This window comes from Kocuria sp. CPCC 205263 (genome assembly GCF_040981075.1).
Taxonomy (GTDB): Bacteria; Actinomycetota; Actinomycetes; order Actinomycetales; family Micrococcaceae; genus Kocuria; species Kocuria rosea.
In genome coordinates this window covers 119594-130959 of record NZ_JAVKPV010000007.1, presented here as the reverse complement: position 1 = coordinate 130959, position 11366 = coordinate 119594, and the positions used below count along the sequence as shown (strand labels likewise).

Sequence of the window (11366 nt, the reverse complement as noted above, 5' to 3'; positions counted from 1 at the left end):
GTGCGGGTCTCAGGCAACGGTGTACCCCGCTTCCTCGACGGCCTCCTCGATCTCGGCCGCCGACAGCTCGCGGGTGGACGTCACGACCACGGGGGAGACCCCGCCGGCCACGAGGTCGACGTCGACGGACTCGACGCCCTCCAGCTCGGTGAGCTCCTCGGTGACGGACCTGACGCAGTGGCCGCAGGTCATTCCGGAAACGTTGACGGTGGTCTGCACGATGGGCTCCTCGGGGTTTCGGTGGGGTGGTTCAGCGGGGTGGGTCAGCTCTTGAGCAGGCGCGCGATGGCCGCGGACGCCTCCTGGAGCTTGTCGTCGACACTCGTGACGTCCCCGGACTCCTGGGCGGCCTCGACGGCGCCCACGACGCAGTGGCTCAGGTGCTCGTCCAGCAGGCCCAGGCTCACGGCCTTGAGGGCCGACTGGATCGCGGAGATCTGGGTGAGGACGTCGATGCAGTACTTGTCCTCCTCGACCATCCGGTGGATGCCCCGGACCTGGCCCTCGATGCGCCGCAGGCGCTTGAGATACGCGTCCTTGTCCTGGGTGTACCCGTGCGGCGGGGTCTGGGTCATGGGTCCTCCTCGGTCGTCCTGCAGCCACTGTATACCCCTTGGGGGTATAGCTCAAGCGGCCGGTCCGCCGCGGCCCGGCGATGTGCCAATCTTGAGGCATGGCTTCACTGATCGAGGACTACGCCCTGCTCTCGAACATGCGCACGGGTCCGCTCGTCTCCCGCACCGGGTCCATCGACTGGCTGTGCGCGCCCCGGTTCGACTCCCCCTCGGTCTTCGGCGCCCTGCTCGGGGAGCCCGATCACGGGCGGTGGCTGCTCGCCCCCGCGTGCACGGTCGCGGAGGGGGCCGACGGCGAGGTCCTCGACGAGGAGGACAGCGGCGCCCAGGTCGCCGAGCGGTTCTACGTGGAGAACACGTTCGTGCTGCAGACCGTGTGGGTCACCGACTCGGGGTCCGTGCGCGTGACCGACTTCCTCCCGCTGACCTCCCGCACGGACGTGGTCCGCCGCGTCGAGGGCCTCACCGGCGAGGTCGAGATGTACCACGAGCTGCGGGTGCGCTTCGGCTACGGCGCCGTGGTCCCCTGGGTCAGCCGCTTCGAGGGGGAGGAGGACCCCGGCGGCGGCGACCCCGCGCCCCCCATGCTCGTGGCCATGGCCGGCCCGGACGCCCTCGTCCTGCGCGGTGAGCCCCTCCCCGAGTCCACGGACGACGACGACGAGCGCCGCCACCGCGGGACCTTCACCGTCTCCGCCGGCCAGGCACGGGACTTCGTCCTCACGCACTTCCCGTCCCACCGCACGCCCCCGGCGCCGGTCGACGTCAACGAGCAGCTCACCCGGACCGTGGAGCTGTGGCAGGACTGGTCCGGGCTGTACTCCCCGCCGGCCGTCGGGGAGGACGAGCCGGTGCACATCGTCCCGGTCCGCGGCCACGCCGTGGCCCGGCGCTCGGACGTGGTCCGGCGCTCGCTGCTCGTGGTGCGGGCGCTGATGCACCAGGAGACGGGCGGGCTCGTGGCCGCCCCCACCACGTCCCTGCCGGACGTGGTGGGCGGGGAGCGCAACTGGGACCACCGGTTCGCCTGGCTGCGGGACGCCGCGATGGCCCTCGAGGTCATGCTCGACCACGACCACGACCGCGAGGCCGCCCAGCTGCGCAACTGGCTGCTGCGCGCCGTGGCGGGCGACCCGCACGACCTGCAGAACATCTACGGGGTCGCGGGGGAGCGCCGCGGGCGCGAGCACCAGCTCGACCTGCCCGGCTACGAGCGCTCCCGGCCGGTCCGCGAGGGCAACGGCGCCGCGGGCCAGCACCAGGCGGACGCCGTGGGGCACGTCATGGTGGTGTTCGAGAAGCTCCGCCGGCGCGGCGCCGTGGAGGACCACCTCTCCTGGCCCCTGCAGCAGGCGATGCTGCGCTCGGTCGTGGAGAACTACGAGGTCACGGACCAGGGCCTCTGGGAGATGCGCGGCGAGCGGCAGTACTACACGCACTCTCGCGTGCTGATGTGGGCGGCGCTCCAGTGCGGCGTGGACGCCGTGCGCGTGCACGGCCTGCCCGGCGACGCGCAGCTGTGGGAGCAGCTGCGGGACGCGCTCGCGGAGGAGATCTGGACCAGCGGCTACGACCCCGAGGTCGGCTCCTTCGTGCAGTACTACGGGGCGAAGACCGTGGACGCCTCCCTCCTCCAGCTGCCGCAGGTGGGGTTCGTGGCCTACGACGACGAGCGGATGCTCGGCACCGTGCGGCGGATCGAGGAGGAGCTGCGGCACCCCAGCGGGCTCATCCACCGCTACCGCAACGTCCTGGGCCCGGTGGACCCCGATGACCCCGACGCGTACGCCGGGGTCATCGGGGTGGACGGCTTCCCTGGCCAGGACAACCCGCACCTCGGCGCGTCCCTGTGGCTCGCCGCCCAGTACGCGCGCTCGGGCCGCCCGGACAGCGCCCGGAAGCTCGTGGACTCCGTGCTGTCCCGCGCCAACGACCTCGGGCTGCTCTCCACCGAGTGGTCGCCCGAGCAGCGGCGGATGACCGGCAACTTCCCGCAGACCTTCACCCACCTCGCCCTCGTCCAGGCCCTGGACGCTCTCGACGCCGCCCAGGGGCGCCGCGCCCCGGCGGCGCCGCACGAGAGCCCGGCCGAGACCCTGGCCGAGACCCCGGGTGCGGCCGGGGCGGGCACGGGTGGGTCGTCCGCCGTGGCCGGAGGCGCCTCGTGAGCCACGCGGCTCCGGTCGACTGGCGGTCCTCGCCGGCGGTCCGGATCGGGCTGTCCGTGTCCGTGGCCACGGGGCTGTACGGCATTTCCTTCGGCGCCCTGTCCGTGGCGGCGGGACTGACCTTCTGGCAGACCGTCGCCCTGTCCGCGCTGATGTTCACGGGCGGCTCCCAGTTCGCCTTCATCGGCGTGGTCTCGGGCGGAGGGGCCGGGGCCTCGGCACTGGGCGCCGCCACGCTGCTCGGGATCCGCAACGCCGTCTACGGGATGAGCATGAACGCCCTCGTCCGCCCGCAGGGCTGGCGCCGTCTCCTCGCCGCGCACGTGACCATCGACGAGTCCAACGCGGCCGCGTCCTCCCAGGTCCACCCCGTCGAGGAGCGGCGGGGCTTCTGGACCGCGGGCCTGGGCGTGTTCGTGCTCTGGAACCTGTTCACCGTGCTGGGCGCCCTGCTGGGCTACGCCCTCGGTGATCCCGCGCGGTGGGGCCTGGACGGCGCCGCGGTGGCCGCGTTCCTGGGCCTGCTGTGGCCGCGGCTGAGCGCCCGGGAGCCCGTGGCGGTCGCGGTGGTCTGCGGCCTCGTCACGGCCCTGACGATCCCGGTGCTGCCGGCGGGCCTGCCGATCCTCGTGGCCGCCGTGGTCGCGGCGTTCCTGGGCCGCTCCCGCGGTCCCGGACCGGCCCCGTCCGGCGCGGCGCCCGGCCCCGGCGCCAAGGAGGCGGGGGCGTGAGCATGTGGTTATGGGTGCTCGGGGCGTGCGCGCTCGCCTACGCCCTGAAGCTCGTCGGCTACCTCGTGCCGGACCGGGTGCTGGACGACCCGCGCGTCGGGCGCATGGCCGGCACCGTCACCGTGGGCCTGCTCGCCGCGCTCGTGGTCATGAACGCGTTCGGCTCCGGCCAGGAGCTGGTGCTGGACGCCCGGCTGGGCGCGCTGCTCGTGGCGGGAGCGGCCCTGATGCTGCGGGCCCCGTTCCTGCTGGTGGTGGTGCTGGGGGCGGTCGCGGCGGCCGTGCTCCGGCTGCTCGGCGCGCCCTGACGCCTCGCTGCGGGTGCCCCGGCGTTCGGCCGCTGCCCCCGGCGCCGCCCGTGCGGCCGGCGTACCACGCCTGCCGTCAGGCGACGCTCGGCAGGATGTTGTGGTTGAGCCGGAACAGGTTGCCCGGGTCGTAGCGGTTCTTCAGCTCGACGAGACGCCGGTGCGTCCGCTCCCCGTAGGCCTGCCGCGCGGTCTCGGGCGTGACGGGGCCGTGCTCGGCACCGAGGAAGTTCACGTAGAGGCCGGCGTCGGCGAACGGTTCCACGGCGGCGTGGGCCTTCCGGGCGAACGCCGTGAGGCGGGCGTCGTCGGTGGCATCCGGCCAGTAGCCGTAGACGTTGAGCCAGTAGCGCGCGGACCGGTTGGGGAAGGCGGTGGCGCCGGCGGGCACCCGCCCGAAGAACCCCTCCATGTGGTGGATGTCGATGCCCGTGCCGAACCAGGTGATCTCCGAGGCCGCGCCGAGCAGGGCGTCGACCACCTCGTCGTCGAGACGGGAGAACGAGGCGTTCTTCCAGTAGCCGCGGGCCCCCTTCGGGAAGAGCTCGTCCATGGCCGACTGCCACTCGGTCCACTGCACCGGGCCGACCTCCTCCTCGTCCGGCGGGGCGTCGGCCCGCAGCCGGTCGACCAGGCGCAGGCCCTCGGCGTGGTCGGGCGACATCCAGGCGAAGCCGATGATCAGCCAGGGCTCGTCGCCCATCTCGAAGCTGGGCGGCAGCCGGAGGATCGACATGATGCCGTTCATCTCGTCCGGCAGGTCGTCGGTCCAGCGGGCGAAGGCCTGCAGGGCCGCGCGCCAGTGCTCGCGCCGGTAGAGCAGGTTCCCGCCCAGCACGGACGCGGGCAGCTCCCTGGCCTGGAACGTGAAGGAGGTCACGACGCCGAAGTTCCCCCCGCCGCCGCGGATCCCCCAGAACAGGTCCGGGTTGTGCTCCGCGTTGGCGTGCAGGTGCTCCCGGGTCCCGGTGATCACCTCGGCGTCCACGAGGTTGTCGAGGCTCAGGCCGTTGCTGCGCGTCAGCCAGCCGACGCCCCCGCCCACGGTCAGGCCCGCGACCCCGGTGGCGCTCACCACGCCGAGGGGCACCGCGAGACCGTGCGGGACGGTCTCGCGGTCGACGTCGGCCAGGGTGGCGCCCGGCTCCACGGTCACGCGCCGGGTCCCCGGGTCCACCTCGACCCGCCGCAGCGCGCCGAGGTCCAGGACGAGCCCGCCCTCCACGGTGCCGTGGCCGGCCACGTTGTGCCCGCCGCCGCGGACCGCCAGCGGCAGGTCCGTGTGTTGCGCGGCGGCCAGCACCGGGTCGATGTCGGACACGGCGCCGGCCTGCACGACCGCGCGGGGCCGCACGTCGACCATGCCGTTCCAGACCCGTCTCGCCTCGTCGTAGAGCGGGTCGTCGGGCTCGACCAGCGTCCCGGCGAGATGGGTGCGCAGCTTCTCGAGCTCTCGGGCGATCTCCTGGTCGTGCTCCCCGCGGTCCACGGCATTCATGGGGCTGGCTTCCTGTGGGCGGGGGCGCGCGCCCCCGGGCTGCTGCTCGTGCTCGACGGCGGTGCGCGGACCGTCGTCGGCGATGCCGGAAGGGTCACGGGCGGACTCGGAGCGGTCCGGGCGCTCGGCCCCGCCGGGGCTGGAGTTCCGGTGCGGGGGGATGCGGAACAGCGCGCAGTGGTGCTGCCTCCAGGGTAGGAGCGTCCCCGGCTCGGCACAACGGTCCGGGCACAACGATTCCGGCGCACCTGTCCGGGCACCGTTCGGCCGGGCGTGGGCCGGACGGGACGGCCCGTGGACGCTGGGAACGCCCGATCCGGCGCTCAGGCGAGCGGCAGCACCGGGGGAATGATCCCGTCCTCGATGGCCCGCTTGTAGAGCTCGAGCTTGGTGCGGGCCGGCCGCTCCACCGCGGCGTACTTGCGGCGGATCCGCTTGAGGTGCTCCTCCACCGTGGACTCGGCGATCTCCAGCAGCGCGGCCACCTCCTGCTCCTGGAGTCCGTCCACGTAGAGCGCGAGCACCTGGCGCTCCCGGGCGGAGAGCTTCGCGGGAGCTCTGCTGGGCAGCTCGGCCAGAGCCGACTGGAGCACGTCGCTCACGAAGTGGCCCAGCTGCCGGGAGAGCCGCATGGTGCGGAAGACGGTCCGGATGGGCTCCCACTTGCCCACGGCGCCGGCGGCCCCGCAGGCGAAGGCGGACCGGACCCTGGCGAGGTCGTCCGGGGGCACCAGTACCACCACGGTGTGCTCCTGTGCGGTGAGGTCCGTGACGTTCTGCACGAGGTTGCGGCCGTCCAGGGTGTTCAGGCTCAGCAGGACCACCATCTCCTCGGCCGGGTTCTCGGCCAGGAACTCCGGGACGCTGCCCGCCACCGCGCTCACGCGCACGCCGTGCTCGGGGTGCTCGACGGCCTCACGCTGCATCGCGATGCGCGTCATGGGCTGGGGGCTGATCACGGCGGCGTTCAACATGGTGGGGCTCCTCGACGTCTCCCGCTGTGAGGTGGGCGGGATCTCCGCGGCCGGGGATCGCCGGTCCGCTCCGGCAGCGGGAGGGCCGTGTCCTGCGGCGGGACCGGCGCCGAACGCCCATATGTCCTTTGTGGAATATACGGCGGTGTGGCGGGGGCCATCGGGGCAGGGGGTCCTCCGGGCGGGTGCCGCCGGCGGAGATGGTGCAGTGTGTTCCTCCACAGTGGCGGATCCGCCCGCGCGCGGGCAAGGCGATTCCGTGCGGACCTGCAACTTCGCACACCGCACGCCGCCCGTCGGGTCGTGCCGGAGGCCGGGCGGTGAGATGTCCTCTCCTGCTCACGCGGGGCCGGCGGAAGCGGTGCGGCTGGAAGAATGGGGGAGCCCGCACCGGTCGAGGAAAGGTCCGTACCGTCATGCACATCGACGTTCTCCCGGGATCGGGAGGGCAGGACCTCCGGCCGGGAGCGGCTCGCGAGCTCCGCGGACTCCTCGAGGAGCTCTCCCTGCGCGGCCTCGCCCCCCGGCTCCTCGATCCGGGGGCGGATCCGGTGCTCACGACCGCCGGGGAGGAGAGTCTCCGGGAGTTCGGACCCGCAGGCGGCGTTCCCGCACCGCGGTCCGAGGCGGAGGCGCTCCTGCTGGTCGGCCTCGGGGTGGATGCTCCCGTGGACGACACCGGGCTGCTCCTCCGGCTCGACCTGGCGAGGGCCGCTGCGGCGGCGGGCCGGCCGGTCGTCGTCATCGGCCTGGCCCTCGACCCCGATGCCGTCCCGGAGGAGGTCGTGCGCCGGCTCCTCCCGGTCGCCTCCCTCGTGGGGCTGCGGGACGAGACGTCCCTGGCGGTGGCCCGCCGGCTGTGCCCCGAGCACCCCGGCCTGCGCGTCGGCTGGGAGGACGCGCTCCTCCTCCCGCGTCCCGCCGCCCCGGCGCGACCGCTCGAGCAGGACGGGCCGACACGTCGCCCAGGAGAGCGGGGCGCCCCGACCGGGCGGGAGCAGGAGGAGCGGGACAGGCCGACCGCGGAGACGGAGGATCCGGACGGACGAACCGAGCGCCAGGAACAGCTGGGCGGGTCGGCGGAGGAGCCGCGGGAGCCGCGGGAGCCGGGGGTGCCGGCGGGGCCGCCGCGGATCCTCGCCGCGGTGCGGCTGCCGGCCGGTCCCTTCCCACCGGAGCAGGTCGCCCCCGTGCTCGCCGCCCTGCTGGACGCCCTGGTGCACCGGACGGGCGCAGCGGTCACCCTCCTGGCATGCGGGGGCGCCCCGGCCGACGAGGAGTTCGCGGCGGACGTGGCCGCGCTGCTGCCGGACGACGTCCACCGGGTGCACGCGGATCCGGGAGAGGCCGACGCGGGGGCGCTCCGGGCGGACTGGGTCCTGACCACCTGCTCCCGCGGTGCGGCCCTCGGCCTCGCGGCGCGGGCCGTCGTCCTCCCGGTGGGTCCGGACAAATATTCCATGGACGACATGAACGGCGTGCTGAGCCGCTGGGGGCTGGAAGGTGCCGTCGTGCCCCTGGCGGCGCTGCTCACCCCCGGCGACGTGGCGTGGGACACCCGCGCGGCCCTCCAGCAGTGGGCGGCGGAGGCCGTGGAGCACCGGGGGGCGGTGCGCGCCGCGCTGGCGGACGCCGAGCCGGCGGTCCGGGAAGCGGCGGCCCGGTGGTGGGACGACGTGGCCGGGGCGCTCCGCGGTCAGGAGCCCCGGCCCGCGGTGGGAACGGTGGCGGCGCCGCGCGGGGTCGGTGCCCCGGTGGTGCGTGCCCTCCGCCGCCGGTACAGCGTTCCCGCGGTGCCGTCCGAGCGGCCCACCGTCGCGGTCCTGCTGCGGCACCACGACGCCCCGGCGCGCCTGGGCCGGGCCGTCGACGACCTCCTGTCGCAGACGTTCACCGACTGGCGACTGGTCCTCGTGGACGACGGCGGGGACTCCGCCGAGGTGGACGCGGTCCTGGCGCCGCGCCGGGACGAGCTCGCGGGGCGCGCGACGGTCCTCCACCACCGCAGGGCCCTCGGCGCCGCGGCGGCCGCCAACCGTGGGCTGCAGGCAGGGGGGTCGGAGCTCGTCGTCCTGCACGACGGCTCGGAGCCCTGGCCGCCCGAACTCCTGCAGCGGGGCGTGGCCCACCTCGAGGATCCCCTCGTGACCGACGACGGGGTCGTGGTGCCTACCGAGAATCCGCCCGGGGCCGGCCGAGACGTACCGGCCGGCCGGCCGGGACGGGATCTCGTGCGGACGGACCGGGAGGTACTCACCCTCACCGACGTGCTGGACGGCGACCGCACCGCGGTCGACGCGCCGTTCCTGTACCGGCGCGCGGTGCACGGGGTGCTGGGCGACTACGACGAGACCATCGGCGCCGCGGAGCGCTGGGAGTTCGTGCTCCGCTTCCTGGAGACGTTCACCGTGGGCCTGCTCCCCGCGCGCCCGACCGCCCAGCGGGACCGGACCGACGGGTTCACCGCGGCGCGGGGCGAGGCGGCGGTGCGCGAGCGCCACCTCAGGCAGTGGAGCGCGGAGCACGGGATCGGCCTGCCGCTCTACCTGCGGCGGGCGGCGGCGGAGGATGCCGGCGCCCTGCACCGGAGGCTGGACACCGCCGAGGAGCTCGCGCACGAGCTCCTGGACGTGGTCCGCGCCCAGACCCGGCAGATCGAACGGCTCGAGCAGGTCGTGGCGGAGAAGGGCTTCCTCGCCTTCTGGCGGCGTGCGTGGCGGTCCCTGCGCGGAGGATGAGCGGCCCGCTCCGGCGCGGCCGGTCGGCAGGTTGCTTTCCAGTTCTCCCGTCCGTGTGACATGCTTCACCCTTGGGTGCCGGGCCGGGCCGTGCGAATTCCGTCCCGGACGCGCCCTTCGCGCAGTGTCCGCACCAGATGAGGAGTCGGGGCATGGGATGGCTTGATCGGCAGCACTCGGTGGCTCCACCGGGATTCAACCGCTGGCTCATACCGCCGGCCGCCCTCGCGGTGCACCTGTGCATCGGTCAGGCCTACGCCACCAGCGTGTACAAGAACGCGCTGGTGGCGCACTTCGACGCGAGCCTGACTCAGATCGGCATCATCTTCTCCATCGCCATCGTCATGCTGGGCCTGTCCGCCGCCGTCTTCGGCACGTGGGTGGACACCGGCGGGCCGCGCCGGGCAATGTTCACCGCGGCGCTGCTGTGGTCCGGCGGGTTCCTGGTCGGCGCGCTCGGCATCTTCACCGAGCAGCTCTGGCTCGTCTACCTGGGCTACGGGGTCATCGGCGGCATCGGCCTCGGAATCGGCTACATCTCGCCCGTCTCCACGCTGATCAAGTGGTTCCCCGACCGCCCCGGCCTCGCCACGGGCATGGCGATCATGGGCTTCGGCGGCGGCGCGCTGATCGCCAGCCCCCTCTCCGCGGCCCTGCTCAACTTCTACGACCCGAACTCCGGCACCGAGGGCTGGGTGGCGAGCGGGAACGCCGTCGGCAAGCTGTTCCTGACCCTCGCGGTCGTCTACCTCGCCTACATGCTCTTCGGCGCGTTCACGATCAAGGTTCCCGCCGAGGACTGGAAGCCCGAGGGGTTCGACCCCTCGAAGGTCCAGTCGAAGGCCCTCGTCACCAAGAACCACGTCTCGGCCCGCAACGCCATCCGCACCCGGCAGTTCTGGCTGGTGTGGATCGTGCTGTTCTGCAACGTGACGGCCGGCATCGGCATCCTCGAGCAGGCTGCCCCCATGATCCAGGACTTCTTCCGCCAGGCGGACGGCGCGTCCCTCGTGACGGCGGCCGTGGCCGGCGGTTTCGTGGGCCTGCTGTCCATCGGCAACATGGGCGGGCGCTTCGTGTGGTCCACCACCTCGGACGTCCTGGGCCGCAAGCGCATCTACATGGTCTACCTCGGTGTCGGGGCGGTCCTCTACACCGTGCTGGCGCTGTTCGGCTCGACCTCCACGCTGCTGTTCGTGCTGCTGGCCTTCGTCATCATCTCGTTCTACGGCGGCGGCTTCGCCACGGTGCCGGCCTATTTGCGGGACCTCTTCGGGACCTTCCAGGTGGGGGCCATCCACGGCCGCCTGCTCACGGCGTGGGCCGCCGCGGGCATCGCCGGACCCCTCATCGTCAACGCGTTCCTCGACGCCCAGGGCACCCCCGGGGAGCTCACGGCGCAGGCGTACCAGCCGGCGCTGCTGACCATGGTCGGCCTGCTGGTCGTCGGCTTCGTCGCCAACCTCCTGGTCAAGCCCGTGGACGCCAAGTACCACGAGCCCGAGCGCCGGACCGCGGCGTCCGGCACCGAGGCCTCAGGGAAGGCCGGCACCGAGTCCTCGCGCACGTCCGACACCGATCTCTCCCCGAAGGAGGCATGACATGAGCCGTGCACGACTGGCACTGGGCTGGGTCCTCGTCGGGGTCCCGCTCGCCTACGGAGTGACGATGACCCTCACGCGGGTGACCGCGCTGTTCGTCTGACGCTCCGGTCCGTCCGGGGCAGGTCCGGGGGGCGTCCCCGTCGGGGCGCCGCCCGTCGTGGCGCGTGGCGCGTGTCGCGTGGCGACGGGCAGGACCTTCTCCACCATGAACCGGGTGAACCGGTCCCTCTCCTCGGCACGGGGCAGATGGGCGGAGTGCTCGAACCACACCAGTTCCTTCGAGGGTGCGGACAGGGCGTCGAGGTACTCCTCGGCGAGCTCCGCGGGGGACTCGTGGTCGTGCCGTCCCTCCACGAAGAACACCGGCACCGCCAGCTCCGGGACCGTCTCCTGCAGGTTCACCTCGAGCAGCTCGGGCCACAGCAGCTCCATGGAGCCCATGACGCACCGGAAGAGGTCGATCCGGTCGCCCAGGGTGTGCTCCCGGGAGAAGAGCAGGCCGCCCAGCACCAGGCGCAGCGCCCCGGACCGGCTGCCGTGGACCTCTCCGCCGAAGCGCCCCAGCAGGCGCCGCTGGGTGACGACCGCCTGCTGCCAGCCGACCAGCACGAGCCGGTCCTGGTGGAACCTCTCCAGCAGGCGCCGGGTCAGTTCGCCGGTGTCCTCAACGAACTGGCCGATGGTCATCCTGCCGGTGTCGACGATGGCCGCGTAGGACTTCCCGGCGCCGCGCTGATCCCAGTTCACGACGGTGACGTGCTTCTCGAGGT

General features: G+C 73.5%; 10 protein-coding genes. 5 read left to right on the top strand and 5 right to left on the bottom strand.

Features of this window, described 5'->3' with window-relative positions:
• Nucleotides 1-9: 9 nt before the first annotated feature.
• Both RF647_RS13000 and RF647_RS12995 read right to left on the bottom strand, forming a co-directional pair.
• Entirely contained in the window at nt 10-219 is a 210-nt protein-coding gene (locus tag RF647_RS13000) for a heavy-metal-associated domain-containing protein (protein WP_017832955.1), read from the bottom strand.
• A gap of 44 nt (nt 220-263) precedes the next feature.
• Nucleotides 264-575 (bottom strand): metal-sensitive transcriptional regulator, encoded by a 312-nt coding sequence (locus tag RF647_RS12995; protein ID WP_017832956.1) that lies wholly within the window; start codon nt 573-575, stop codon nt 264-266.
• Between the two features lie 98 nt (nt 576-673).
• Here RF647_RS12995 and RF647_RS12990 point away from each other — a divergent pair, with 98 nt between their 5' ends.
• The 3 genes from RF647_RS12990 to RF647_RS12980 are packed head-to-tail and all read left to right on the top strand — an operon-like array spanning nt 674 to nt 3782.
• A complete protein-coding gene (locus RF647_RS12990) occupies nt 674-2743 on the top strand; it encodes a glycoside hydrolase family 15 protein (protein ID WP_368812066.1) in 2070 nt (689 codons plus the stop codon).
• The gene (locus RF647_RS12985; RefSeq protein ID WP_368812065.1) at nt 2740-3474 is read left to right on the top strand and encodes an AzlC family ABC transporter permease; all 735 of its coding nucleotides are present in this window, start codon (nt 2740-2742) and stop codon (nt 3472-3474) included. Before RF647_RS12990 ends, RF647_RS12985 begins: the two co-directional genes overlap by 4 nt.
• Nucleotides 3471-3782: an AzlD domain-containing protein gene (locus RF647_RS12980; RefSeq protein WP_368812064.1), complete on the top strand. Its 312-nt coding sequence runs from the start codon at nt 3471-3473 to the stop codon at nt 3780-3782. Before RF647_RS12985 ends, RF647_RS12980 begins: the two co-directional genes overlap by 4 nt.
• A 76-nt stretch (nt 3783-3858) precedes the next feature.
• On the opposite strand, the gene RF647_RS12975 is transcribed toward RF647_RS12980, so the two are convergent.
• Both RF647_RS12975 and RF647_RS12970 read right to left on the bottom strand, forming a co-directional pair.
• Nucleotides 3859-5280 carry an FAD-binding oxidoreductase gene (locus RF647_RS12975; protein WP_368812063.1) on the bottom strand — a complete coding sequence of 474 codons (1422 nt, stop codon included), beginning with the start codon at nt 5278-5280 and terminating at the stop codon, nt 3859-3861.
• Between the two features lie 323 nt (nt 5281-5603).
• Nucleotides 5604-6254: a response regulator transcription factor gene (locus RF647_RS12970; RefSeq protein ID WP_368812062.1), complete on the bottom strand. Its 651-nt coding sequence runs from the start codon at nt 6252-6254 to the stop codon at nt 5604-5606.
• Between the two features lie 416 nt (nt 6255-6670).
• Between RF647_RS12970 and RF647_RS12965 the strand changes: the two genes are divergently transcribed.
• Together RF647_RS12965 and RF647_RS12960 are read left to right on the top strand one after the other, a co-directional pair.
• Entirely contained in the window at nt 6671-8992 is a 2322-nt protein-coding gene (locus RF647_RS12965; RefSeq protein WP_368812061.1) for a glycosyltransferase, read from the top strand.
• Between the two features lie 152 nt (nt 8993-9144).
• Nucleotides 9145-10593, top strand: a complete 1449-nt coding sequence (locus RF647_RS12960) for an OFA family MFS transporter (RefSeq protein ID WP_368812060.1) — start codon at nt 9145-9147, stop codon at nt 10591-10593.
• Nucleotides 10594-10647: 54 nt separating this feature from the next.
• On the opposite strand, the gene RF647_RS12955 is transcribed toward RF647_RS12960, so the two are convergent.
• Nucleotides 10648-11343 carry an alpha/beta fold hydrolase gene (locus RF647_RS12955; protein WP_368812059.1) on the bottom strand — a complete coding sequence of 232 codons (696 nt, stop codon included), beginning with the start codon at nt 11341-11343 and terminating at the stop codon, nt 10648-10650.
• Between the last annotated feature and the right edge of the window lie 23 nt (nt 11344-11366).

Excerpts from the sequence above, each read along its gene's own strand:
- RF647_RS12995 (WP_017832956.1), bottom strand. The coding sequence starts at position 575 with ATGACCCAGACCCCGCCGCACGGGTACACCCAGGACAAGGACGCGTAT.
- RF647_RS12990 (WP_368812066.1), top strand. The coding sequence starts at position 674 with ATGGCTTCACTGATCGAGGACTACGCCCTGCTCTCGAACATGCGCACG.
- RF647_RS12975 (WP_368812063.1), bottom strand. The coding sequence starts at position 5,280 with ATGAATGCCGTGGACCGCGGGGAGCACGACCAGGAGATCGCCCGAGAG.
- RF647_RS12970 (WP_368812062.1), bottom strand. The coding sequence starts at position 6,254 with ATGTTGAACGCCGCCGTGATCAGCCCCCAGCCCATGACGCGCATCGCG.
- RF647_RS12965 (WP_368812061.1), top strand. The coding sequence starts at position 6,671 with ATGCACATCGACGTTCTCCCGGGATCGGGAGGGCAGGACCTCCGGCCG.
- RF647_RS12960 (WP_368812060.1), top strand. The coding sequence starts at position 9,145 with ATGGGATGGCTTGATCGGCAGCACTCGGTGGCTCCACCGGGATTCAAC.